The 26229-nt window shown below is 46.1% G+C and carries 26 protein-coding genes; 8 read left to right on the forward strand and 18 right to left on the reverse strand.

From position 1 onward, the window contains the following. Window positions 1-64: 64 nt before the first annotated feature. The 5 genes from B0681_RS08280 to sdhC all read right to left on the reverse strand — a co-directional run bounded on the left by B0681_RS08280 (window position 65) and on the right by sdhC (window position 6750). Complete coding sequence (locus tag B0681_RS08280) at window positions 65-2920, reverse strand: 2-oxoglutarate dehydrogenase E1 component (RefSeq protein WP_078318266.1); 2856 nt, start codon at window positions 2918-2920, stop codon at window positions 65-67. Between the two features lie 387 nt (window positions 2921-3307). Continuing rightward, window positions 3308-4018, reverse strand: coding sequence for a succinate dehydrogenase iron-sulfur subunit (locus B0681_RS08290; protein ID WP_078318268.1), 711 nt, complete (start codon window positions 4016-4018; stop codon window positions 3308-3310). A gap of 71 nt (window positions 4019-4089) precedes the next feature. Next, window positions 4090-5943: a succinate dehydrogenase flavoprotein subunit gene (gene sdhA / locus B0681_RS08295; protein ID WP_407661979.1), complete on the reverse strand. Its 1854-nt coding sequence runs from the start codon at window positions 5941-5943 to the stop codon at window positions 4090-4092. A 64-nt stretch (window positions 5944-6007) separates the two neighbouring features. Then, window positions 6008-6343: a succinate dehydrogenase, hydrophobic membrane anchor protein gene (gene sdhD, locus B0681_RS08300; protein WP_199174079.1), complete on the reverse strand. Its 336-nt coding sequence runs from the start codon at window positions 6341-6343 to the stop codon at window positions 6008-6010. Between the two features lie 17 nt (window positions 6344-6360). Further along, window positions 6361-6750 carry a succinate dehydrogenase, cytochrome b556 subunit gene (gene sdhC / locus B0681_RS08305; protein ID WP_078318271.1) on the reverse strand — a complete coding sequence of 130 codons (390 nt, stop codon included), beginning with the start codon at window positions 6748-6750 and terminating at the stop codon, window positions 6361-6363. 773 nt (window positions 6751-7523) lie between these two features. Here sdhC and gltA point away from each other — a divergent pair. Both gltA and copM read left to right on the forward strand, forming a co-directional pair. Beyond that, on the forward strand, window positions 7524-8801 hold the full coding sequence (gltA, locus tag B0681_RS08310) for a citrate synthase (protein ID WP_078318272.1): 1278 nt from the start codon (window positions 7524-7526) through the stop codon (window positions 8799-8801). Window positions 8802-9010: 209 nt separating this feature from the next. Next, complete coding sequence (gene copM / locus B0681_RS08320; protein WP_078318273.1) at window positions 9011-9709, forward strand: CopM family metallochaperone; 699 nt, start codon at window positions 9011-9013, stop codon at window positions 9707-9709. A gap of 60 nt (window positions 9710-9769) precedes the next feature. On the opposite strand, the gene B0681_RS08325 is transcribed toward copM, so the two are convergent. Further along, entirely contained in the window at window positions 9770-12133 is a 2364-nt protein-coding gene (locus B0681_RS08325) for a Tex family protein (protein WP_228143895.1), read from the reverse strand. Between the two features lie 319 nt (window positions 12134-12452). Here B0681_RS08325 and ompR point away from each other — a divergent pair, with 319 nt between their 5' ends. Together ompR and B0681_RS08340 are read left to right on the forward strand one after the other, a co-directional pair. After that, complete coding sequence (gene ompR, locus B0681_RS08330) at window positions 12453-13187, forward strand: osmolarity response regulator transcription factor OmpR (RefSeq protein WP_078318275.1); 735 nt, start codon at window positions 12453-12455, stop codon at window positions 13185-13187. Window positions 13188-13490: 303 nt separating this feature from the next. After that, on the forward strand, window positions 13491-14480 hold the full coding sequence (locus B0681_RS08340; RefSeq protein ID WP_078318277.1) for a CobW family GTP-binding protein: 990 nt from the start codon (window positions 13491-13493) through the stop codon (window positions 14478-14480). Here B0681_RS08340 and B0681_RS08345 read toward each other — a convergent pair. The 11 genes from B0681_RS08345 to B0681_RS08395 all read right to left on the reverse strand — a co-directional run bounded on the left by B0681_RS08345 (window position 14477) and on the right by B0681_RS08395 (window position 21542). After that, the gene (locus B0681_RS08345) at window positions 14477-14752 is read right to left on the reverse strand and encodes a DUF4236 domain-containing protein (RefSeq protein WP_078318278.1); all 276 of its coding nucleotides are present in this window, start codon (window positions 14750-14752) and stop codon (window positions 14477-14479) included. The two genes, B0681_RS08340 and B0681_RS08345, sit on opposite strands and share 4 nt — an antisense overlap. A 35-nt stretch (window positions 14753-14787) precedes the next feature. After that, window positions 14788-15204: a hypothetical protein gene (locus tag B0681_RS08350; RefSeq protein ID WP_078318279.1), complete on the reverse strand. Its 417-nt coding sequence runs from the start codon at window positions 15202-15204 to the stop codon at window positions 14788-14790. An 82-nt stretch (window positions 15205-15286) separates the two neighbouring features. After that, window positions 15287-15619: a hypothetical protein gene (locus B0681_RS10480; protein ID WP_078318280.1), complete on the reverse strand. Its 333-nt coding sequence runs from the start codon at window positions 15617-15619 to the stop codon at window positions 15287-15289. 17 nt (window positions 15620-15636) lie between these two features. Continuing rightward, window positions 15637-16044, reverse strand: a complete 408-nt coding sequence (locus B0681_RS08360; RefSeq protein WP_078318281.1) for a tellurite resistance TerB family protein — start codon at window positions 16042-16044, stop codon at window positions 15637-15639. Window positions 16045-16071: 27 nt separating this feature from the next. Then, on the reverse strand, window positions 16072-16581 hold the full coding sequence (locus B0681_RS08365) for a hypothetical protein (RefSeq protein ID WP_078318282.1): 510 nt from the start codon (window positions 16579-16581) through the stop codon (window positions 16072-16074). Between the two features lie 29 nt (window positions 16582-16610). Next, window positions 16611-17459: a hypothetical protein gene (locus tag B0681_RS08370; protein WP_078318283.1), complete on the reverse strand. Its 849-nt coding sequence runs from the start codon at window positions 17457-17459 to the stop codon at window positions 16611-16613. A 45-nt stretch (window positions 17460-17504) separates the two neighbouring features. After that, a complete protein-coding gene (locus tag B0681_RS10485) occupies window positions 17505-17882 on the reverse strand; it encodes a hypothetical protein (RefSeq protein ID WP_211271522.1) in 378 nt (125 codons plus the stop codon). A gap of 287 nt (window positions 17883-18169) precedes the next feature. Then, window positions 18170-19381, reverse strand: coding sequence for a serine/threonine transporter SstT (gene sstT, locus B0681_RS08380; RefSeq protein ID WP_078318284.1), 1212 nt, complete (start codon window positions 19379-19381; stop codon window positions 18170-18172). A 303-nt stretch (window positions 19382-19684) separates the two neighbouring features. Beyond that, the gene (rraA, locus tag B0681_RS08385; RefSeq protein WP_078318285.1) at window positions 19685-20191 is read right to left on the reverse strand and encodes a ribonuclease E activity regulator RraA; all 507 of its coding nucleotides are present in this window, start codon (window positions 20189-20191) and stop codon (window positions 19685-19687) included. Window positions 20192-20301: 110 nt separating this feature from the next. Further along, window positions 20302-21219 (reverse strand): pseudouridine synthase, encoded by a 918-nt coding sequence (locus B0681_RS08390; RefSeq protein WP_228143896.1) that lies wholly within the window; start codon window positions 21217-21219, stop codon window positions 20302-20304. Continuing rightward, window positions 21219-21542, reverse strand: coding sequence for a TraR/DksA family transcriptional regulator (locus B0681_RS08395; RefSeq protein WP_078318286.1), 324 nt, complete (start codon window positions 21540-21542; stop codon window positions 21219-21221). The genes B0681_RS08390 and B0681_RS08395 overlap by 1 nt, the downstream gene beginning before the upstream one ends. Before the next feature lie 484 nt (window positions 21543-22026). Between B0681_RS08395 and B0681_RS08400 the strand changes: the two genes are divergently transcribed. The 4 genes from B0681_RS08400 to B0681_RS08415 all read left to right on the forward strand — a co-directional run bounded on the left by B0681_RS08400 (window position 22027) and on the right by B0681_RS08415 (window position 24975). After that, a complete protein-coding gene (locus B0681_RS08400) occupies window positions 22027-22341 on the forward strand; it encodes an ArsR/SmtB family transcription factor (RefSeq protein ID WP_211271523.1) in 315 nt (104 codons plus the stop codon). A 126-nt stretch (window positions 22342-22467) separates the two neighbouring features. Continuing rightward, the gene (gene arsC, locus B0681_RS08405; protein ID WP_078318287.1) at window positions 22468-22881 is read left to right on the forward strand and encodes an arsenate reductase (glutaredoxin); all 414 of its coding nucleotides are present in this window, start codon (window positions 22468-22470) and stop codon (window positions 22879-22881) included. After that, window positions 22881-23891, forward strand: coding sequence for an ACR3 family arsenite efflux transporter (gene arsB, locus B0681_RS08410; RefSeq protein WP_078318288.1), 1011 nt, complete (start codon window positions 22881-22883; stop codon window positions 23889-23891). The genes arsC and arsB overlap by 1 nt, the downstream gene beginning before the upstream one ends. A 160-nt stretch (window positions 23892-24051) precedes the next feature. Continuing rightward, entirely contained in the window at window positions 24052-24975 is a 924-nt protein-coding gene (locus tag B0681_RS08415; protein ID WP_078318289.1) for a hypothetical protein, read from the forward strand. Window positions 24976-25420: 445 nt separating this feature from the next. Here B0681_RS08415 and B0681_RS08420 read toward each other — a convergent pair whose 3' ends face one another. Next, window positions 25421-26224, reverse strand: a complete 804-nt coding sequence (locus B0681_RS08420) for an abortive infection family protein (protein ID WP_078318290.1) — start codon at window positions 26222-26224, stop codon at window positions 25421-25423. Window positions 26225-26229 lie beyond the last annotated feature (5 nt).

Here is a 26229-nt window from a genome sequence, read left to right on the forward strand (position 1 = left end):
ATTTGTTAATTTATAGTCGTAAAAGTAACAGCCAAACCAGTCAAATGATTTGGCTGCGGATCAATTATTGTAGCTCATCAACAGTCACGCCAAGCGCTTGTGCAACTAGGGCTTTTTGTTGTTCTGCGTGCATCTTCGGTGAACCAGTCGCAGGAGCAGCTGCCGCTGGGCGAGCTGATGGTGCGATGATTTTTGCCTTGGTTGGTGCAGGCACCACGATGCGATATAGTTCTGGTGCTAGATAGTACCATGCACCTTGGTTCAATGGCTCTTCTTGTGACCAGATGATCTCTTCTAGATTTGGATACTTAGCGATCTCTTCTAGGATACGTGCTTCTGGTAGTGGATACAGCTGCTCGATACGAACGATTGCCACGTGCTCTTGAGCCAGTTTGCGACGCTGATCAAGTAGATCATAGTAAACTTTACCGCCACACAGCACCAAACGAGTCACTTTGCTGTTGTCGATGGTATCAATCTCTGGCAATACGGTTTCAAACTTACCTGATGCCAATTCTGACAGCTCAGAAGTCGCCAATGGATGACGTAGCAAGCTCTTAGGCGACATGACAATCAACGGCTTACGCACTGGGCGAACCACTTGGCGACGCAATGCATGGAAAATCTGCGCAGGAGTCGTCGGCGTGATGACTTGCATATTGTCTTCGGCACATAGCTGCAAGAAACGCTCAAGACGCGCTGATGAATGCTCAGGGCCTTGACCTTCAAAGCCATGTGGCAATAGCATGGTCAGACCACACAGACGCTGCCACTTGGTCTCACCTGATGAGATGAACTGGTCAATCACGACCTGTGCACCGTTCACAAAGTCACCAAACTGCGCTTCCCAAATAATCAAAGCATTTGGGACAGTGGTTGCATAGCCGTATTCGAATGCCAATACCGCTTCTTCTGATAGCAGCGAGTTATAAGTCGCAAAACGGGCTTGGTTTGGCGAAATGTGCTGTAGCGGAATGTACATACTGCCGTCATTCATGTTGTACAGCTCACTATGACGATGCGAGAATGTACCACGACCCACATCTTCACCAGTGATACGTACCAATGCACCTTCATCAGCCAGACTTGCATAAGCCAAAGTCTCAGCCGCACCCCAGTTCAATGGCTCTTGACCAGTTTGCATGGCTAGACGTTGTTCGATGACTTTTGCCACTTGACGCTGCAAGGTGAAGCCTTCTGGAATTTTTGCCATCGCTTCGCCATAAGCTTTTAGCTTATTGATATCGACACCAGTTTCCCAGTTATCTTCTAGCTTGTGACCCAAGTAAGGTTTCCAATCCACGAACAGTTCGGTATTTGGCTCACTGACCCAGCCACTTGCGACGTTTTGGCCATTGTCTAGAGCGACACGATAATCATCTTCGTATTTAGCGTTTTCTTCGGCAGTAATCACGCCTGCTGCGACAAGTTTGTCAGCATATTGAGTGCGAGTGGTTGGTAGTTTTTTGATCACCGCATACATCAGTGGCTGAGTTGCCGATGGCTCATCTGATTCGTTATGACCGTTACGGCGATAGCAGACGATATCAATCACCACATCTTTGCCAAACTCACGGCGATAATCGACAGCCAATTGAGAAGCAAATACCACCGCTTCAGGATCATCACCATTTACATGGATGATCGGCGCATGAACCATCTTGGCTACATCAGTACAGTACTCAGTTGAGCGTGCATCTTCTGGGCGAGAAGTCGTGAAACCTACTTGGTTATTGATGACGATATGTACCGTACCACCAGTTTTGTAGGCGCGAGTTTGTGACATTTGGAAGGTTTCTTGGTTGACACCTTGACCTGCAAACGCCGCATCACCATGCACGACGATTGGCATCACAGTGCTGTTGTCGATGTCATAGCCGTATTCTTCAGAACGACGGGCTTGACGCGCGCGCACCGAGCCTAGCATCACTGGCGAGACGATTTCTAGATGAGATGGGTTGAATGCCAATGCTAAGTGCATCTCGCCACCTGGAGTCATCACGTTTGATGAAAAACCATTATGGTATTTGACGTCGCCTGAACCAACCGTTGGTTGTACTTTGCCATCAAATTCATCAAATAGATCGCTTGGGTTTTTACCCAAAATATTGACAAGCAAGTTCAAACGACCACGGTGTGCCATGCCGATGACGACTTCTTTTGAGCCGTAGCCACCAGCACGCTGTACCATCTCATGTACCGCAGGAATAAAGCTTTCGCCACCTTCTAGACCAAAACGCTTCACGCCTGTGTATTTACGCGCTAGGTATTTTTCTAGACCTTCAGCAGCTGTTAGACGTTCAAAAATTTCAAGCTTTTTGGCTTTGTCAAAGCGGATATGACCTTGATTTGACTCAATATAGTTCTCAAACCAGCGTTTTTCGGTCGCAGTGAATACATGCACATATTCATAACCGATACTGCCACAATAGACGCGTTCAAGAATTTCGATGATTTCACGCAATTTAGCTTCAGATTTGCCGATCGCAAGATCATTGGTTGGAAATGTGGTGTCTAGATCCGCTTCAGACAGACCATGATATGCCAAAGTCAGCTCTGGCAACTGTGGGCGGTCTTGTAGCCCCAGTGGATCCAGGCTCGCCATGCGATGACCACGACGGCGATAAGATGAGATCAGCTGCTGTACAGCCATTTGCTTTGGATCGCAGTCGCCAGTCGGTGTCGCTGCAGCAATCGCAGCCGCGCCCGTTTGGTTGCGCGCCAGTAGCAAAAATTGCTCTTTAATCGCATTGTGCGGCGCATCTGTATCTTGACGGTAATCCGCAAAATAACGCTGCCACTCTTCGCTGACGCTGTCATTGTCTGCAAGATATTGTTCATACAGCGCCTCGACATAGGCGGCACTGTCTGCTGCCAACTCGGTGTTTGAAAATGCCACCGTATCTTTACTATTTGTCATTAGTCTTTCGCCATCTTATGAGTAAAAGTTGGGTGCACCAAGTCATGCGTGATCGCCTGCTTGGTCATCAATTTGCATCAAAAATTAATGCTATTACTGCATAGTGTACGCCATTTGCATCAAGATAACAAGGGTGTGATAGCGTTTTGAGGCAGATAAATCTTTGCAAAAATACTAAATGTTCTTGCAGTTTTGTGACAATTTGGAAAATTGATGGATTTGTCAGTACAAATGTGCACTTTTTATGATTTTTTGGCATAATTTATTATAACAATCAACATAATCCATGTCTAAGATTTGATCACTGTGCCTGCAGTCATCAATTATCCCTTTCACCAAAAAAATAAGGCCGCATCATACGACACGGCTTTATGCTGATCAAGGCTATTAACCTGCTTGATCCAGTAGCATACTACGGATATGGCCGATTGCCTTGGTTGGGTTTAGACCCTTTGGACATACTGATACACAGTTCATGATGCCACGGCAGCGGAATAGGCTAAACGGGTCATCTAGGCGTGCTAGGCGAGCTTGGGTGTCGCTGTCACGGCTGTCGATGATGAAACGGTAGCCATTCAATAGTGCAGATGGGCCTAGGAACTTATCAGGGTTCCACCAGAATGATGGGCATGAAGTTGAACAGCACGCACATAGGATACATTCATATAGACCGTTCAGTTTCTCACGATCTTCTGGCGATTGTAGGCGCTCTTTTGGTGGTGCAGGCTGATTGTTGATCAAATATGGATGAACTTTTTCGTATTGCTCATAGAACTGGTTCATATCGACGACCAAGTCTTTGATCACAGGCAAGCCAGGTAGTGGACGAATCACAATCTTCTCTGGCAAGGTGTTCATGTTGATTAGACACGCCAAACCGTTTTTGCCATTGATATTCATACCATCCGAACCGCAGATACCTTCACGGCATGAACGGCGGAAAGTTAGCGTTTCGTCTTGTTTTTTTAGACGTAGTAGCACGTCAAGTAGCATACGATCAGATTCAAGTAGCTCGATCTGATAGGTCTGCATATATGGGGCTTTGTCCTTATCAGGATCATAGCGATAAATTTCAACGGTGCGAGTTCCACGACTCATAGTCTTTCTCCGCAAAATACTTGGGCGTAGGCTTATGCAAAACGCCCAAAAATCCAAATGTTAAATGTCAATTAGAAGGTACGAACGCGTGGCTCACAGTAATCCACAGTCAATGGCTTCTTGCGAACTGGCTTATAGATGACTTTGTTGCCTTCTGAGTACCATAGGGTATGCTTCATCCAGTTCTTGTCATCACGACCTAGTGGTGCTTCAGCGTCATCTGCTGGGCGTTCATAATCTAGAACACTGTGTGCACCGCGGCACTCATGGCGTAGTGATGCTGATAGCATGGTTGCTTTTGCCACTTCATAAAGGTTCGCCACTTCTAGCGCTTCGATACGAGCTGTGTTAAACACCGCTGACTTGTCTTTTAGGTGGATTTGCTCAACTTTTGGTGCCAGTGCCATAATGCGCTCAACACCTTCATCCATCAAGGCTTGGGTACGGAATACACCAGCGTGTGATTGCATGATTGAGCGGATTTCATCAGCCACTTCTTGAGCATTGTAGCCTTCAGTTGAGTTTTGTAGCTTGTCTAGGCGTGCTTGAGTGAAGTCTAGTACGCGTGGGTTTAGTGGCTTGTAGCCACGATCAGACTTAGCGAACTCATCAAGGATGTGCTGACCTGCTGCACGACCAAATACCACAAGGTCAAGCAGTGAGTTGGTACCTAGGCGGTTTGCACCGTGTACAGACACACACGCACATTCACCGATGGCGTATAGACCTTTGATCACACGGCCTTCAGTATATAGACCTTGCTCATCACGCTCACCATCTAGCACTGGTACAGTGACCTGACCATGGATGTTGGTTGGGATACCGCCCATCATGTAGTGAATGGTTGGAACAACAGGTACTGGCTCTTTGGTGATGTCAACGTTTGCAAAGTTATGGCTGATCTCAAATACCGATGGCAGACGCTTCATAATCTCAGCATGGCCTAGGTGGGTCATATCCATCACGATGTAGTCGCCATTTGGACCACAGCCACGGCCTTCTTTGATCTCTTGGTCCATAGAGCGAGAAACGAAGTCACGCGGTGCCAAGTCTTTTAGGGTTGGCGCATAACGCTCCATGAATGGTTCGCCATGCTTGTTACGCAAGATTGCGCCTTCACCACGGCAGCCTTCGGTCAACAGTACGCCAGCACCAGCGACGCCTGTTGGGTGGAATTGCCAGAATTCCATATCTTGTAGCGGGATGCCAGCACGCACCGCCATGCCTAGACCGTCACCGGTGTTGATGTAGGCGTTGGTTGATGCACGGAAGATACGACCTGCACCGCCAGTCGCTAGGACGGTCGTTTGAGCTTGGAATACAGAGATATTACCAGTTTCTTGGTCTAGTGCAACGACACCGTTGATGTTGCCTTCGTCATCTTTGATCAGATCAAGTGCGATCCATTCAACGAAGAACTGAGTGCCTTTTTCTAAGTTCTTTTGGTATAGTGTGTGCAATAGTGCGTGGCCAGTACGGTCAGCTGCCGCACAAGCGCGTGGCACTGCTTTTTCACCGTAGTTGGCTGAGTGACCACCGAATGGACGCTGATAGATGGTACCATCGGCGTTACGGTCAAATGGCATACCCATGTGTTCAAGCTCATACACGACTTTTGGCGCTTCACGGCACATATATTCGATGGCGTCTTGGTCGCCTAGCCAGTCAGAACCTTTGACAGTGTCATAAAAATGGAAATGCCAGTTGTCATTGCTCATATTACCCAATGACGCACCGATACCACCTTGGGCAGCGACTGTGTGTGAACGGGTTGGGAAAACTTTGGTAATAACCGCAACTTTCATACCACCATTAACCAGCTGTAGAGAAGCGCGCATACCAGAACCACCACCGCCAACGATGACTGCGTCAAAGTTTAGCGTTGGGATATTATTGATTACAGTATCTTGTGTTGCCATGTTTATTCCTAATTATGTTTTTATTGGTGTTGATGGGGCAAATTTACCAAATTGCTAATGCAATGGTCAATTACCAAAAAATCATCACGCCCCAGAATAGATACACCAAAACAGCGATAATGACCAATGACTGAATCACCAAACGCAATCCTGATGATTTGACATAGTCAGTCAAAACTGTCCACATACCCACCCATGCGTGGAATACCAAAGACAAAATCGCAACCAAGCTAAATAGCTTCATTGGCAGGCTTAGCATAAATCCTCGCCAAGCATCAAAATTTACATCATTAAATAGGAAAAATCCTACAATCACAACGCTATACACCGCCAAAACGACAGCACTGATACGCTGCAAAATCCAATCACGCGAGCCTGAGCCTGTTAGACCAGTCGCACTTTTAATACCAGAATTATTTCTCATTAGAACATCACCCATACAAACGATGCGACAATCAGTACAGCAGCGATCACAAAGCTGATCACAGCCGCCGTACGGCCAGAATTAAACTCTTCGTTCATGCCTAGGTCAGCCAGCAAGTGCTTGATACCCATGACAAAGTGGTACGCAGTGGCAGCCACAAAAATCCAAGCAACAAAGCGCAGAGCAACATTGTTAAATACAGTATCAAAACCCTCTGGCGATGACACAGAAGTTTGCAGAATGCAAAGCATCACAGGAACCAATAAAAACAGGACAATCCCAGAAATACGATGCAAAATAGACGCCATCGCGATCGGTGACTTTGAGTTCACAGCGATGACTTGGCTTAATGGTAGATTAATCGGTCGGTTGCTTTTCACAGCGGGCATCCTTCATCTAATTTTACGCCGAACAATGGCAAGAAGTAGCTGGCTTTTGATTAAGCGATGACTGTGATGGCCAAGCGGTCAAAGTTCATTCAGCTTAATGAGCACACAGGTATAACCAATCATCATTTGATGTGTCATAACAATGCGTGCAGCGAGCACCAAAATTACAAAAATCCACACGATCTTGCTCAGATCAGAACACAGGGTTGGTCAAACTTACTGGGCAAACTTAACCATTCCTCTGCAATGACTTATTGCAAGTGATTATCGTTTATGGAAATGTGGTCATAAATAATTTAAATTATAAAACGGCTGCACGATAATTACAAACAAAATCCTATATTTTGTGCAAAATTTCCGTGATTTATTTAAAAAATAATACAATTTATGCAGTTTGAGCGCAGTTTTAATTGTTACAAAGCGTGTCAGAGCAGCAAAAGCGCTTGCCAAGTGATGCGATTCCCCCTAAAATCGAAACCGAAGCAGTGGATATTCGTTTACTAAAATTTTGTTAAAATGCGAAAAAAGCTTGTAAGTTTGCCAAAGTTTTTGTATTATCCAAGATGCTCACTTGAGTACGCCTGCCTACAGGTGTGAAATTGATAACAAAACAAGGATGCCACATGGATTTTGGCTGACGGCTTAGCCGATTCGTGTGAAATTATTCGTCTGATTGTATGGTGCATCATCAAGCACCCACAAGGAAGTTCGGTGACTTTTGTCATGTGCAATACAAGGTTTTCAGGCGTTATCTAACCCAAACGAGGTCTATTATGTCAAAGAAAGTTACTCTTACCGTTGATGGCACCGAATATGATATGCCAGTGCTGGAGAGCACGCTGGGCCGCCCTGTACTAGACATCAGCGCAGTGGCAAAAGCTGGTCTATGGACTTATGATCCAGGCTTTATGGCGACTGCACCTGTTGAGTCAGCCATCACTTATATCGATGGCGAAAAAGGTGAGCTGCTACACCGCGGCTATGCCATCGATGATCTGGCATCAAATGCTGACTACCTAGAAGTCTGCTATGCGCTACTGTATGGCGACCTGCCAACTGCCGAAGAAAAAGAAAAATTCTACGCGCGCGTCTCTGATCATATGTCAGTGCATGACCAACTGCGTAAATTCTTTGAAGGTTTCCGTCGTGACGCTCACCCAATGGCCATCATGGTTGGTGTCGTCGGTGCGCTATCCGCTTTCTATCATAACCACCTAGACATCTCAGATCCAGCGCATCGCGATAATACTGCTGTTGATTTGATCGCAAAAGTGCCAACCTTGGCAGCGATGAGCTACAAATACTCAATCGGCGAACCGTTCATGTATCCACGCAAAGACTTCAGCTATGCTGAAAACTTCCTATACATGATGTTCGCGACCCCAGGTGAGCCTGACTACAAAGTGAATCCAGTGCTGGTCAAAGCCATGGATAAAATCTTCACCCTACACGCTGACCACGAACAAAACGCATCAACTTCTACCGTGCGTTTGGCTGGCTCAACTGGCGCCAACCCATATGCGTGTATCGCAGCCGGTATCGTGGCACTATGGGGCCCATCACACGGCGGCGCGAACGAAGCTGTCCTACAGATGCTAGATGAGATCGGCTCAGTCGAGCATGTCGAAGAATTCATGGAAAAAGTGAAGAAGAAAGAAGTGAAGCTGATGGGCTTTGGTCACCGCGTCTATCGCAACTTCGACCCACGCGCCAAAGTGATGAAAGAGACTTGTGATGAAGTACTAGGCGCACTGGGCATCAACGATCCGAAGCTTGAGCTTGCGATGAAACTTGAAAAAATCGCCCTAGAAGACCCATACTTTGTCGAGCGTAAACTATATCCAAATGTGGACTTCTACTCAGGTATCATCCTAAAAGCAATCGGTATCCCAACCTCAATGTTTACCGTGATCTTCGCTCTAGCGCGTACTGTGGGCTGGATCAGCCACTGGACTGAAATGCACTCAGAGCCGTTCAAAATCGGTCGTCCACGCCAACGCTACACTGGCGAGACACACCGTGAGTTCGTCCCTGTTGATAAGCGTAAATAATCCGATTCATAACGGATTTACTATAAAAAATTTTCCCAAGTGATCGCTTGGGGAAATTTTTTGTGCGATAGATGTCATCATTTCTAGCACCATACTGACCAAATCGCCTGAGCGTACATCCTAGCAAGAAGGTGTTACACACAAACACTGACCCTGCCCAAAAGCATGGGTTTATAATAATACGATCAACCACTACCAAGGAGTCTGACATGACCATCAACAAATCTCTGCTTGCCATCGCTTTTGCTACTGCCCTAAGTGCTTGTAGTCAGCCCACCACCAGCACCGAGCAAACAGCTGCACTAAGCACACAAAATGCACAGGACGCGCAGCACTCAGCACACGCCCATCACGATACCACCATGCCGATGGCTGCACACACCAGCGAATATATGTCGTCCATGAACACCATGCACGATGCGATGATGACAGCCGCCACCAAAGCCGATGCTGATGTCGCTTTCGTTGAAGGGATGATTCCGCATCACCAAGGGGCGATACAGATGGCACAGATCGAGCTAAAATACGGCAAAGATGCTGCCATGCGTAAGCTTGCCCAAGACATCATTGAAGCACAACAAACAGAGATTGAGTTTATGCAAAATTGGCTGACCACCGCCCAAGACAAAGATGTCATCGATGCCAATAGCGAGCACGCCAAAGCCTATCTTAGCGACATGAGTATGCATGATGCGATGATGACAGGGGTGCATCACGAAGATGCTGATATTGCCTTTGCCCAAGGGATGATTCCGCATCATCAAGGGGCAATCGAAATGGCAAAAATCCAGCTCAAACACGGTCAAGATGATCAAATCAAAAACCTTGCCCAAGGCATCATCGACGCCCAAGACCCAGAGATTGCACTGATGAAACAGTGGCTTGGCAGTCGTGGTATCAGCCAATAATCAAACAAAAAACCCATCAAGCAATCACGCTTGATGGGCTTGGCAAGTCAGATGAGCAACTTATTTGCCCAATCCTGCCTGCTGTAACAGTGCACCAAAGCTGCCCATCGCTTTGGCAGGTTTGGCAGTAGATTTTGGCTTGTCTTGACGGTCTTGGCGAGCAGGTTTGCGATCTGCTTTGGGCTTATGATTTGCCGATTTATCTGCTTTATCCGCCTTGGCTGACTGATCAGCTTTGGCAGATTTTTCAGATTTCATACTAAAGCCGATACGACCACGAGCCTCATCCACTGAGATGACACGCACGCTGACGATGTCTTGGGGCTTGACGACATCGGCAGGATTCTCGACATAGTCATCAGACAGCTCAGAGATGTGCACCAGACCATCTTGATGTACGCCCACATCGACAAAACAACCAAAGGCAGTGACATTGGTCACCACACCTTCGAGCACCATGCCGACTTGTAGATCTTTGATTTCATTGACATCATCTCGGAATTTCGCCGTGCGAAACTCACCACGAGGATCGTGTGCAGGCTTGGCAAGCTCGCTCGTCACTGTGGCAAGCTGGCTAAAGCTGTCACTGCTGTCATTGAGTGCTTTGGCAGCAGTCTCATTGCCCAGTACCTCATCAAGCGATTTGCCATGCTTAGCCAAAATCTCATACACTAGACCATAGCTCTCAGGATGCACGCCTGTGGCATCAAGCGGCTCATCACCATCTTTGATACGCAAAAAGCCTGCCGCTTGCTCAAAGGTCTTCACACCCAGTCGTGGGACATTTTTCAGCTGTTCACGATTGACAAAAGCACCATTGGCACGACGATACTCAACGATCTGCTGAGCGACATTTTTATTCAAGCCTGAGATGTGTGCCAAGATTGCAGGGCTTGCGGTATTGACATCAACACCGACAGCATTGACACAGTCTTCGGTGACTTTATCAAGGCTTGCCTCAAGCTCAGTCTGATTGACATCGTGCTGATATTGGCCGACACCGATTGCCTTTGGCTCGACTTTGACCAGCTCTGATAAGGGATCTTGCAGACGGCGAGCGATTGACACCGCCCCACGCACCGACACATCCAAGTCAGGCAATTCGCTTGATGCGATTTCGCTGGCTGAATACACCGACGCACCCGCTTCTGATACCACAAGGGCTTTGGCGGTCAATTGACGCTCAGCGATGACTGATTTGACCAGCTCTTCGGTTTCACGGCTGGCGGTGCCATTACCGATAGCGACCAGCTCGACATTGTGTGACTGGATAAGACTTGCAATCTCAGTTTTGGCTTCATCAACCTTATTATAAGGATTAAACGGATACACCGTCTGCGTCGCCAACACATCGCCCGTACTGTCAATCACTGCCATCTTCACGCCATGACGAATCCCTGGATCAACGCCCAAAATTACCTTGCGACCAGCAGGCGCGACCATCAATAGATGCTTTAGATTCTCGGCAAATACCGCAATCGCATCCGTCTCTGCCGTCAAGCGGCGCTCGGTCAATAAGCGATGCTCAATCTGCGCACGCCATTTGGCCGTCCAAAGTTTTTTGGCGGTGTCGTATAAAAATTCGCCATTCTCCGCACTCTGATCCACCCCAAAATGCTGAGCAATCTTGGTGATGAATGGCTCATCTTCGCCATCAACATGAAGCACCAGTACATTTTGCTGACGACCACGCAACATCGCAAGCAAGCGATGATTGGACAATTTGGCAAATGGCTCGGTATGCTCAAAATAATCTTTGAATTTCTCGCCGACTTCTCGTTTTTCTTCGCCGATGAGCTCTGAGCGAATCGATGCGGTGGCATTAAAGCCGGTTCGCACCTCATCAAGCAGCTCTAGTGCCGTCGCCCAGTCATCCAAGATAATCGCCTGCACACCGCCCAGCTGCTTGTCATAATCCTCAAAGCCTGCCTCAAAGCTTTCGCCTGTCTCATCAGTCAGCGTCACTGGTGCCACAAAGCCTGCCAATGCCTCGCTTGGCTTTGCCCCTGCCAAAATCACCTCAGCAATCGGTAGTAGCCCTGCCAATTTTGCCTTGGCAGCGATCGAGCGGCGGCGTGGACGATACGGCTGATAAATCTCCTCAAGCTCAAGCTTACTATTGGCAGCATTGACACGCTCTGTCAGCTCATCATTGAGCACATTTTGGGCAGCCAATAAATCCAAAATCTTTAAGCGACGAGCGGCCAATTCTCGCTCAGCGACGAGCGATTTTTCGAGCGTGCGTAATCGCTCATCATCCAAACCGCCCGTCTGCTCTTTGCGATAACGCGCGATAAACGGCACGCTGTTACCTTCGTCGAACAGCTTGGCAAATGCCTGCACTTGTGATGCCTTGACGGCGTGATCTTTGGCAAGCTTATCATAGATGGCTTGATGGTTAATTGGGTCTGCTACATCGGTCATAACATCAGTCATAATGGTTTTCTACAATGACGCCACATCAGGGCAAAACTCGCCCATTATAACAAGTTTTACGCAAAATTACCCACAAAACACGCCAAAGACAAGTCATGATGACCAATTTTTTTGCATACTTGTTTAAAAATTGTTAAACCCCCATAAAAGACTCAAGCATTTGTCCAAAGCCGTGCTATGATAAGCAAAATCATGCATAACTTTTTGGCAAATTGACCAAAATTAACACAAAACTAGTTACATTTTTGTGTGCAATATTGTACACTAAGACAAAGGCAACCTGCCGCTTGATTGTAAGGATAATGACATGACAGAAGCTCTTGATAACATTGCTCATCGCATTTTGGTCGTCGATGATGATGCGCGTCTGCGTGCACTGCTGCAGCGATTTTTGGAAGATGATGGCTATGTGGTGCGTGTGGCACACGATGGCAAGCAGATGGATAAGCTGCTTGATCGTGAGATGTTTTCGCTGATTGTACTGGATTTGATGCTGCCTGACGAAGATGGTATCGCCATCTGCAAGCGACTGCGTAATGACAATGCCGGCATCCCGATCATCATGCTGACCGCAAAAGGCTCGGATGCTGACCGCATCGCAGGACTAGAAGCAGGCGCTGATGACTATCTGCCAAAACCATTCAACCCAAAAGAGCTGCTTGCCCGTATCAAAGCCGTGCTTCGCCGCCAAAACCGTGAGCTGCCTGGTGCGCCAAGTCAGCAAGTCGAAGTGGTGGAATTTGGCCCTTGGACACTAGATCTATCGACTCGTACACTCAAGCGTGATGGCAATGTGGTGACGCTAACCACGGGTGAATTTAGCGTCCTAAAAGCCCTAGTACAGCACCCACGAGAGCCACTGACTCGTGATAAGCTGATGAATCTGGCGCGCGGCCGTGAATGGGGTGCGATGGAGCGTTCGATCGATGTGCAAGTCTCTCGCCTGCGTCGTCTGATCGAAGACAATCCATCACAGGCTCGCTACATTCAGACCGTGTGGGGTGTGGGCTATGTGTTCGTGCCAGATGGGGCTGAGAGCTGATTGATACCATCTAAGCAATTCATCAATTGGGGCGTTTTTGCCCCAATTATTATTTATTCGTAAAATTATGGATAATGAATTAAAAATTTGTGATGAATGTGGTAGTTCATATTTTGCCAAGTCATCCATCATGCAATCACTTTGCCCAGAATGCGGTTTTATTTTATACAACCATCCTAAATGCAACCATGTATTCCATCATGGCAAATGTATAAAATGTGCTTGGAATGGAAATAAGAGCCAATTTATCAAAAACCTACCACCAAACTCTCAAGATGATTATTCATAATGTTGGGAAAATCCATGAACCTACAGCCAATCAGCAGCACACCAACCACCATCATCACAGGATTTCTAGGCGCAGGCAAAACCACGCTGATTAATCAGCTGATCGTGCATAAAGCTCGTGATGGCAGATGGGCGCTGCTGATTAATGAATTTGGCAAAATTGGCATCGATGGCGGTCTGATTGCACAGGATGATGGCATCGCCATCAAAGAAGTGAGCGGCGGCTGTATCTGCTGTAGCAGTCAGCTACCCCTACAGGTTGCCCTAGTGCGGCTGCTTGGCGAGCATCAGCCTGATCGCTTAATCATCGAGCCGACAGGGCTTGCACATCCTGATGAGCTGCTCGGTCAGCTGAGCCAGCCACACTGGCAAACCAGCCTGAATATCCGTGCCGTCCTTTGTGTACTATCAGGCACACAGTGGGTACAGGACAAATACCGCTCGCACGACGGCTATATCGCCCATGTGCGTCACGCTGATGTGGTGGTGTGTAACCGCACCGATGAGATCAACATCGATGCACTCACAGCATGGGTCAGTACCATCAATCCACACGCCAAGATCATCTTGACTGGCACACCAGATGAGTTGCAGGCACTGCTTGATTTGGCACATCATAGTACCACCCCTGCTCGCACGGTCGCACTGACCGCACCCCATCAACAACACACCAATAACAAGGCAGATGAGCCAATCAGTCTACCCTACCGCTATCACGAAAGCATCGGCGAGCATCATGTGGGCGGATGGCGACTGCCAAGTGATTGGCAGTTTGATAGCTATGAGCTGCAAAAATGGCTACTGTCTCGCCCAGACTATTTGCGTATCAAAGGCATCATCCACACCACCGAAGGCTGGCTGATGCTCAATATCGCCCCCGATGGCATCAGCATCAGCGACACTGACGAGAGAGCCGATAGCCGTCTTGAGATGATCTTTGGGCAGATGGTGGATGATGCCATATGGCAAGCATGGGATGGGGTACTGATGGGGATGAAATCTTAGAAAAATAACCAAACCACCACCATCACGATGATGATCAGTAGGATCAATCCACCACAGCCGCCTGATGATTTCTTACGAGTTCTGCGGCGGCGACTGCTACTGGTATAGGACATTCCTGTCCCTGGTATGCCTACGGTGGTACGACGACCTTTTTTGCCAAAATTCATCGATGCGCCTTTACCACCTAAGGATACGCTGCTTAAGCCTTTTTTGCTGACATTCAGCTTTACCCCCGGTATGATTTTAAAACTCTTTTTAAAACGAAATCCCATACACCACTCCAATCACCCATTAAAGCTGTTACCACTTAAATAAAACCAACAATCTTCCTAGCAAGATATAGCACGACAAATAAGCTGATCGCCATCGATAGGGAAAAGGCTGTCAAATGCAAATCATCTTCACTTTGCGGCTTGTACCGCTGCTTAAATCGCTTATCCGCCTTGCCACTTTTGGTTTTGCGAGTGGCAGATGGCAATGACACAAAGAACAAAGCCACAAAGCCAATTGCAAAAAGATACAGCATGCCTGCACCGATAAAGTCGTTCTCAAAACCAAAAATTCTTTGGACAACATAGTCATACCCATACGCATAAACAGTCAAACACACCGACACAATCACTGCGCGGACAAAGGCAGTACTCGCCCACGGCAATAGGTCACAAATGCGCAAAATCAAGAACATCATAATAATCAAAGAAAGTACAAATAAAGCGATTACCATATCCAATCCTAATTTTGACTCGTGAATATAAAACAACCCAAGCCACAAAAACTCATGACTTGGGCTGACTACTGCATTTGGATTACTTCAGCAGCTTTTTAAGCAGGCTTGCAATGCCTTTTTGCTCTGTGCTGCGAGCTGCACGAGCTTTAGCCATGCGCTCAGCGACTGCCTTACCTTCTTTGGTACGCAGATCGACTTTGCCGTCTGCGCGGCGTTTCACGCTTGAAGTCGCAGGCTTTTTGGCAGTTGTCTTGGTGGTGGTTTTTGCAGCAGGTTTTGCCGCTGCTTTTTCTGCCGCTTTAGCAGCTTTTGCTTTTGCTAGGCGAGCTTTTTTGGCACGCTCAACCAACTCTTTGTACTCTTTGGTACGCTTATCCACTTTACCACTGGCGGTTCTTTTTAGAGTGCTCATCACATATTCTCCCTTAATTACTCTTCATCTTCGATGACTAGGTCATCCATTTCATCGACAAAGTCATCAAAAATTTCGCTTGCACGATCTTCTGAGACACCCAAAATATCTGCAAATGTAAAATAATTTGCCAGCTCATTGACGCTGATCACGCCATCAGCTGCTAGGACATTTAAGCAAATCAGCAATACCGCTTCTTGGTCAGCAACCGCTTCAGCAGCTACGGCAAGATACTCATCAAACGCATCATCATCCATCGCTGAGATCTTATCAACTTCACTTGCCACAGCAGCGTCAAGATCAGCAAAACCCAGTTCATCAGCCAGACCGATAACGCAGCCTTGAGCGATTTCGTCATAAACGCCTTCGCCCGCTACAACAGATGCACCCAAAAACGGTGCAATAACTTTAGTACTTAGTGCCATAATTTTTTCCTTATCAATTAATAAAAATTAGCCTGCCATCATATTGGTCACAGCATAACCAACCACCGCCAAGATGATGATAATTAGCCAGAACCACATCGGAATACCGCCCTTTTTCTCTTCGGCGTATTCGTAGCGAATCTCATAGCCTGCCGGTGCAGATTTAGATACCGTGCCCACACTGCCTGTGATGCCGTACTTGGCCATCTCAGCTTGCAAGCGTTCAAGGCTGCCTGATGTCCACACTTTGTTAAACGCGACTTTTTGACCATTGCCCAAAGTCAGCCACTCGCCATCTTTGGTAAAACACGCATTGCCATTGACGAACCAATCAGAAGTCTGCTCTGCAAATTCACTCTCGGTATAAAACAAATGATCAATACCCGCATCAGGGCAAATCGGTGATTTTGGGAATTTGGTGCGTAGTTCTGCTGCCGTAACTGATGGATGCATCGCAACGAAAGCTGCCATCATGCCAAGTGCAGTACGGTTTTGGCTTTTGCCAATTACTTGGGCTTTGGTGATTTTTTTACTCACAACTTTTCCTTTAATAGATAAAAATTTTATTAAAATACAATGGTTTGTGTGCTATTGTCAAAATCAATAACATAACCTGCTACAGCTGATTTATCCACCGAGCCAACTTCACCTGTGATGCCATGCTCCGCCAATGCAGTTTGTAGTTTTTCTAGACTTTTTGCTGTCCACACTTTGTTGAAAGCCACTTTTTGGCCATCACCAAGTTCAAGCCATTCGCCATCTTTATCAAAGCAGGCATTGCCATTGATGAACCATTCGTTGCCGCTTGCGATCAGCTCATCAATTTCATCTTCACTAAAGAACAGTTTTTCGACACCTGCATCAGGACAGATTTCTTTCATTGGAAATTGTTCGTTTAGCTCTTCTGCGGTCAATGATGGATTTAGTGCAACATACGCCGCCATCATGCCAAGTGCCGTGCGGTTTTGGAATTTACCAGTGACTTGCACTTCAACAGATTCAAAGCAAATCTCAAAGCCTGCTGTCGCCGACTTATCCACCGTACCGACTTCACCTGTGATGCCATAGTCCGCCAATGCAGTTTGTAGTTTTTCTAGGCTTTTTGCTGTCCATACTTTGTTGAACGCAAGCTTACGACCATTGCCCAAAGTCAGCCATTCGCCATCTTTGGTAAAGCAAGCATTATCATTAATGAACCATTCGTTGCCATTGGCTTGCTCTTGCTCGATTTCGCTTTTGCTATAAAATAGCTGACTGATGCCTGCGTCAGGGCAGACATCTTTGGTGGTGAACATCTCTTTGAGCGTTGATGTATTGACCGATGGATGCATAGCGACAAAAGCAGTCATCATGCCAAGTGCCGTACGGTTTTGATGCTTGCCCGTGACTTGTGCTTTGATAATTTTCTTACTCATGATTGATTTCCTATTGTGATGTTTGCTAAAAATTTATCTGCCAATTTATGCCAAAGCATCAATCAGCTTTGAGCCAAATTGGCGAGTATTCCACCCATCGTCATACTCAAAGCCAATCGAATCAGCGATTTCACGCAGTGCCGCTTTGGTATTGTCATACAGCTGAAAGCTCTCAATGCTACCGCTATCAAGTACCTGTACACCATATTCACCAATCTGAGCGATGCCATTTTCGCCATATTCTTTGATAAGTTTTGTGCCAAATTGACGAGTCGTCCACGCATCATCGTATTCAAAGCCCACTTCATCAGCGATGGCTCGAAGGCTTGCTTTGACATTGTCAAACTTACGCAGCACTTTGATACTGCCGCTGACATCTTGAGCAATCAGATATTCTTGATATACGGCTGATTTTTTGGTCATAGCACCTGTCCTCGTCTTGGGCAAAATTTTTAACCAGAGATTGTTTTACTTGTTATGTCAATAACAAGTAAAAATAGTATACTATTTTTACTTGTTATGTCAATAACAAGTAAAAATAGTATACTATTTTTAAAAATTGAAAATTTTTGGGGCGATTTTTATAATATATTGATTTTATTAATTAAATTTAAAAATTGTTCAAAATTTAGGCAAATTTTACATAAAATTTTTTTAACTACGCAAAAAAAACGCCCCGAGAAAACCCAGGGCGCTCTAAGAAAATCACATCAGCCGCGATGCGCGAATTTCGGATCGGCCGCTGCGGTGAATAGCACATCGGTCGATGAGTTCAGCGCAGTCTCAGCAGAGTCCTGCACCACACCGATGATAAAGCCGATGGCAACCACTTGCATGGCGATGTCATTTGGGATGTTAAACAGGCTGCAAGCGAGTGGGATCAGCAGCAGTGAACCGCCTGCCACGCCTGAGGCGCCGCACGCCGACAAGCTGCCAACGATGGCAAGCAGTAAGGCTGCGCCAAAGCTGACCTCGATACCCAGCGTATGTGCCGCTGCCAAAGTCAGTACATTAATGGTGATCGCCGCACCTGCCATATTGATGGTAGCACCCAAAGGAATGCTCACCGAATAGGTGTCTTCACTCAGACCGAGCTTGCGCGCCAAGTTCATATTCACAGGAATGTTGGCCGCTGATGAACGCGTAAAGAAAGCAGTCACGCCTGATTCGCGAAGGCAAGTGAACACCAGTGGATAAGGATTCTTGCGCGTCATGATGGCGACAATGAGTGGATTGACCACCAGCGCAATGAACAACATCGCACCCACCAACACAGCCAATAAGCGCGCATAGCCAAGCAGCGCATCCAGGCCTGTTTCGGCAACTGTCGAAGCCACCAGACCCAAAATACCAAACGGTGCCACTGCGATGATCCATTTGACCACGCTGGTTACAGCCGTACCCAGATCAGACACCACTTGGCGCGTCGTATCCGTCACATGGCGCAGCGCCAGACCGATCAGCACCGCCCAAGTTAAGATGCCCATGTAGTTGGCTTCTGCCAATGATTTGATGGGATTGGCAACAAGGTTCATCAACAGATTGGTCAGCACTTCGCGCAAGCTTTGTGGTGCGGCTTGCTCAGCTGCCTGCATATTGGCCAGCACAAGCTCTGTTGGGAACATAAAGCTGGCACCCACCGCCACCAATGCTGCTGAAAAAGTACCCACCAAATACAGCAGCATGATCGGCTTGATGCGCGTATCAGCACCAATGCGCTGATTCGATACCGCTGCCAACACCAGTACAAAGACCAACACAGGGGCGACTGCTTTTAATGCCCCCACAAAAATCGAACCCAAAATGCCAAGACTGGCACCCAAACTAGGCGCAACAACGCCAATGATCGTTCCGACCACCAAGGCCAAAATGATCAACGGCACCAAGCCCAAACGCAAATAAGCATCCACAATCGAACGCATAACGACTCCTAATTAACAAATGAGCATCGCCCATAATAAATTGCTCTACTATACCACTTTTTAAAGATAAAGTCAGAATTTGTTGCACAAATATTACAATAATTTGGGAATGATCAGCCCTACTTTTGGTTTGGCTCAATCCAATTGGCGCTCCATGGCTTTAATAGCTGCCATCAACAAAAAACCCATCACGCGCGCGGCCATGATGGGCATAGTTATCTGTCTATTATCAATAATCGCTGATAATGATCTGAGCAATCAGGCTGGGCTCAATCACCAAACAACCGAAACAGCATGTCAAATTCAAATCAGCGGTTCAGCAGCGACCAAAATGCCATTATTATCGGCATAAACATAATCACCATCGCGGATAGTCACACCGCCAAACTGCAATGTCACGCCCACCTCACCGATGCCTTTTCGGGTGGATTTTTGGGGGATGCTCGCCAAGGCCTGTACACCGAGCTCCATCTGGCGCATCGCATCGACATCACGCACACAGCCATAGACGATCACGCCTGCCCAGCCATGCTTGACAGCCGATTCAGCGATCATATCGCCCAGTAGCGCACAGCGTATCGAGCCACCACCATCAACAACCAGCACTCGGCCATCGCCATCGGTCGCAAGCAGCTCTTTGACGCGCGAATTGTCCTCAAAGCACTTGACTGTCACAGCCTGACCGCCAAAGCTTGTGCGGCCGCCATAATTCTTAAAGCTCTTACCATCAATGTAGGGACTGACCACGCCGATGGCTTTATCACTGTTATCGTCCAACAAATCACAAGTCACAAACTCTGTCGCTGCCATGTCATCACTCCTTAATTTGGTTACGTCAATTTACTGTACAATGATGCAAAAAACTTGTCAATATCTATGGGTAATTTTGTCAAACAATGCCCATTTTTCTCTTCATTTGGTCATATAAATTGTGATAATTCAAGCTCAAAACCTGACTCAAATGCCATCGGCTCACCGCTAAAAGGATCGATGAAGGATAAGTGTTTGGCTAGCAACTGTAAAGGCTGACCAAAATCATCCTCAGCCTTATGCGCAACCACAGGATAAAAACTGTCATGCAAGATGGGAATACCCAAATGATGCAAATGCACGCGCAGTTGATGCAGCTTGCCTGTACTTGGGCTTAGCGCATATTTGGCAAATCCGCCGCATTCACTGATCTGCAGCAGAGCAATATCGGTATGCGTATTGGGCGCGCCTTGGCCAACTTTCATGGTATAAAATGGCTCGCCACGCTCAAGATGTAGTCTCAGCGACATCGGAAATTGCAGATCTGCTTGATATGGGGCGATGGCATGATACATTTTGGTGATGGCACGATCGGCGAACAGCGCCTGATATGCCGAGCGCGCCGATGCGGTCTTGGCAAATAAAATCAAGCCTGCCGTCTCGCGATCTAGCCGATGGATCGGCGACAGCTCTGCATTACCCGTGTGTGCCTTGAGTCGGGTCAGCAGGGTCTGCGCCACATAGCGGCCAGCAGGCGCAACGGTCAAAAAATGCGGCTTGTCCACCACCATCAGCTGCTCATTCTCAAAAATCACTCGATGCGCGAACGGCACGACCGCCTCATCGGGCAGCTGCCGATAGTAATGAATGCTGGTGCCATGCTGATAGCGCGCATCGAGCGTCAGCGGCGTGCCAAAAGCATCCATCACCAAGCCATCATCAAAGCGCTGACGCCACACCGCCTCGCCAATATGCCCAAAACGCTGGCACAGATACACAAAGATCGAATCAGGCACAGGGTCGATCTTTGGCAGATACAGCTTGCTTGGTGACACGCCCTGACGCATCAGAGTGCGCGCATCGCTCATTATGGTGCGTGATCGATGCAGTATGCGGTGAATGGCACAGCGTTTAGACGCTTTTCGTCGATCAGCTCACCGCACTCGATGCAGCTGCCATACTCGCCCTCTTCGATGCGACGCAATGCAGCATTGACCTGCGCCAGACCTTGCTCTGCCTCGATTAATAACGCTTTTCGCATCTCATCTCGGCTGGCTGCCACGGCTTGGTCATCCCAATGCTGCTGCAGCTGATCTTGAGGATGGGCGATGTGATCACTGATTTTGTCGATGCGTGCTTGGTATTCTTGCTTCAGATCAAGCAGAGCTTGTTTATAAGCGTCGGTTTGCATAAGGTTTCTCCCTTTGGTTTTTGGCCATAAAATTGCATTAAGACATGTTATCGATCATCTCATTTTGCTTTTATTATTCATCAATCGCACCAAAAAGGCAACTGATTTTCTTTGACATCCAGCATTCCTTCACCCTTTGGATGGGTTTGCTAAGGTGGTGATATGACCGACTGTAGCGTGTAAGAAATTTCGTACACAGATTGCCGATTTTTGCCACTGTTTACGACGCTGTCATTTTTGGCATAATACGCATAACAGCAATGGAAACCGATACAGGATGTATCAAGCAAGGATGATCAGCTGTTCGTATGGAAACACCGTAAGGATGCACGCAGGATATGCACCAAAAAAGCCACAAGTCAACGCTTGTGGCTTTTGCTTTTGGCGTGACCACAAGCCATGCATGGGCAAGACATCATTTCAAGAGTTATTGAAATATCATCGCCATCGATTTATAATAGCCGCACCTTAGTCTATGTTATCCATGTCATCCATCATGAACACCGAACGAGCCAGCCAATTATTTGAAAGCCTGTCATCGCCCATTCGTTTGGCGATTTTTCAGGCGCTTGCCGCGATGGGGACACAAGGCATGATTGCAGGCGATTTAGCCAAACAATTAACTCTTGCACCCAATCATTTATCGTTTCATCTCAAAACCTTAACTCATGCAGGCTTGATAAACAGTCGGCAAGAAGGACGATTTGTCCGCTATTATGCCAATTTAAATTTGATGATGGATTTGACTCGATTTCTGACCGAAAACTGTTGCCGTGATAGCCACGAGCAATGTTGCTAATTTTTGCCTAGGGTGGATTAGACATTTAGATTAAGCATCGGAACAATATCAATGATGGTGTAAATATTTAATGTACCCTTGCACCCTTATATTTCAAAATTTCTTGAACTATTGAAAGGTACAACCATGTACACTACCACCATTTACCACAACCCAAACTGTGGCACTTCACGCAATACCTTGGCACTGATTCGCCACATGGGCATTGAACCTGAGATCATTCATTATTTGGACAATCCGCCCACCGAGGCCGCTTTGCGTGGCTTATTGTCGGCAATGAATTTCACGCCACGCCAATTATTACGCACCAATGTGCCTGAATTTCTAGCTTGCGGATTGGATAACGAAACACTTGCCGACGATGCCATCATTGCATCGATGCTCGCCCACCCGATTTTGATTAACCGCCCGATTGTCATCACCGAAAAAGGCGTACGCTTGTGTCGTCCGTCCGAAGTGTTTTTGGACATTTCGCCTGTGCCATTATTAACCGATTTTGTGAAAGAAGATGGCGACATCATCGCCAAAGGGGGCGAATAATGGGGATTTTTGAGCGTTATTTGAGTGTGTGGGTGGCATTGACGATTGCTTGTGGTGTGCTGCTTGGCGTGCTGATGCCAGATGCTTTTGGCTACATTGCCAAACTTGAGATTGCCCACATCAATTTGCCTGTGGCGGTGCTGATTTGGCTGATGATTTATCCGATGATGGTGCAAATTGATTGGTCGGCAATCAAAGACGTTGGCAAAAAACCAAAAGGTTTGGCTTTAACAATTGTGGTGAACTGGTTGATTAAGCCGTTTACGATGGCGCTCGTTGGGTGGTTGTTTTTTCGGGTATTTTTCGCCAATTGGGTAGATGCACAATCGGCAACCGAATACATCGCAGGCATGATTTTGCTGGGTGTGGCACCGTGTACGGCGATGGTGTTTGTGTGGTCGCAGCTCGTCAAAGGGGACGCGAATTATACGCTGGTGCAAGTGTCTATCAATGATTTGATTATGATTTTTGCGTTTGCACCGATTGCCAGCGTCTTGCTTGGCGTGAGCAATATTGACATTCCGTGGCAAACGCTGTTGTATAGCACGATTTTGTATGTGGTGTTGCCGCTCGTGGCAGGATGGATAACACGGCAGATGTTGCAAAAATCAAACCGCCCAATTACGCAATTTACGGCAAAATTAAAACCGTTTTCTATCATGGGTTTGCTTTTGACGGTGGTGCTGTTGTTTGCCTTTCAAGCGCAAACGATTTTGGATAATCCGTTGATTATTGTGCTGATTGCGATACCCCTTTTGGTGCAGACTTATGGGATTTTCTTTTTGGCACACGGTTTGGCAAAATGGTTGAAATTGCCCCATCAAATTGCTGCGCCTGCGTGTTTGATTGGCACGAGTAATTTTTTTGAATTGGCGGTGGCGGTGGCGATTTCGTTGTTTGGCTTGCATTCGGGTGCGGCGCTCGCAACCGTAGTGGGTGTGCTCGTTGAAGTGCCTGTGATGTTGTCGCTGGTGGCGTGGCTGAATCGGCAAGCCAAAACATCATCTTAAGGGTAAGCGATTGATGAGCCGTCTTTGGCTCATCGATTTCTTACCAAGCATTGATAAACACTTACCGATTTTTACACACAGATCGGTCAAATTATGCCATCATGGCAGACATCATAACGATCAATGACAATGATATTTAATCCATTTTTGAGCCGCCATCATGAAACTTCATACCATCACACTTTTGGCTACAAGTCTGGCTGCCACCGCCCTAAGTGCCTGCACCACACCACAAGTCATATCATCACAAACAGCCAATGCCACAGCCCAAAGCTATGTTAGTGATGATTATCACAACCGCCATCAAGGCTATGACTGGGTCGCCGTTGAAACCGCTCGGCAAGCCAACAACTCGCTGAAAGTGCAAATCCGCTCTCGCATTGATAAGAAAAAACCAACTTGCACATTTGACGGTATTGCTCACCCTATCAGTAGCAATCTTTACCAAATCAGACAAGGCGATATGACGCTTAATCTGACAAGAAATGCCAACAGTATTAACATCACACCAGCCCAAGACAGCAACCGTCATAAAGCGATGATGTATTGTTCAGGCGGTGGCAGTTTGATCGGCACTTACAAACAAGTTACCGAGCTTGACCGTACAGGGCTTGACACCACAAAATACGCCCAAACTCTATATTTACAAAATATCCGCTTTTTTATTGAGCATAAAGATGATGCGGTGAATGTGCGTACCAGTGGTTTAAGTCATGAATTTAATGAAAATTTCACGATCAAAAATCAACGCATCACCCATGCTGACATTACAGATATGAACCGTGATGGTTATCCAGAAGTTTTGATTTATCTACAATATATCAAACAACCTTTTTATGGTGATGTGTTGGCATTTTCGGTGAATGGCAATCAATCTTTAAGCCAAATGAGCTTTACCCCTGTCAAAGATCATCCTGAGTTACGCGCTTATTATCATGGTGGTGATGAGTTTAGTTTGGTGGAACATGATTTAGTTCAGCGTTTCCCTGAATATATCAATGGCAAAGCCACAGGATACACCAAACAAGTGGTATATCAAGTGCAAAATGGCGAAGCATCTCGTCAATTGGTGCTTGTTAAATAAATCAAAATGCCGTTTGAACAGCACATTCAAAAGGCATTTTTTTAAATTTTACGGCTTAAGCAGCCTGAAAATAAATTCACCACGCCCTATCTTCAAAATACCCCACCAAAAAATCCACCAACTTCCGTACCGCCAACGGCAATTTATGCCGAGACGGATACAGCAAATAAATCGTGAATTTGGGTAATTGCCAATCGGTTAGCACTGCTTACATTGATTATTCTTTAATAGCTTTACTGAGAAACTACGATTTTTGCTAGTTTTAGAATTTAGATAAACTTTGTAATTACGCACATTTCAAAAACTGAAATTACTGTTTCTCAGGAAGTCTATTTTTATAAAAATAAAATGGTATATTTGAAGTAAAATGATTGATTTAAGCACCATTTATTGTGAAGGTAAATGGTGCTTTTAAAGAAATGATAGATTATTTTTAATATGCAAATTAAAAGAAAAAGTTGTCATTTACTAATGATAATTTTTCTTTAACTTGAATTTTTTCTTCTAATTTTGATATAAAACGAATAGAAGCTGTAATATGGTTGAATATCAATAAACTCTCTTCATAATTCAATACAACATTATCATGAGCAAGACTTTGGTTATTCCTAACTTCATTAAATTTTTCTAAAATAGAAATACTTGATTTCAATATTCTTTCCGTCATCTCAGATTCCAAGTGATTATTTTTATTTAATTCTTTAACATATTCTCCAAAGATGCTATGTAATGGTTTGTCTTGAGATGTATCAATAGCATATTTTTTACAAATATCTCTAACAAATTTAATGGTATAAGTATGTAGCCTATCTAGTGCTTTTTCTGGCTCATTGCTTTCTATCGCCTGTCTTATCTCTTTGACCAATAGTTCAAAATTTTTTTCAGACTTAATGGCTTTTATTGAATCAGCTTCACAGACTTTTTGTTCTGAAATCAACCTTTGTGATATTTTTAAGCAATCATCTATTAAATTTTGTTCTACATTGGTAAATAAATTTTCATCCAAGCCATAATCAATTAACTCTTTGATAAGAGTACCAACTAAATAATTGGTTTCCAAGTCCCAAAAAGCACGCATACGTTTAGCTTTTGAATCGCCATTCATAGCATATTTATCATTATAAATTTCAATATGAAATTCTGATAAAAACTCCTCAAAAGTACGGTTGCTAAAATTTAATACATAGCCACTAGCCATATCAAATAGTGCTTCTAGCTTTCTTTTTTCTTTGTTCGTTAAGTTAGACATATTAT

Source organism: Moraxella porci DSM 25326, assembly GCF_002014855.1.
Classification (GTDB): Bacteria; Pseudomonadota; Gammaproteobacteria; order Pseudomonadales; family Moraxellaceae; genus Moraxella; species Moraxella porci.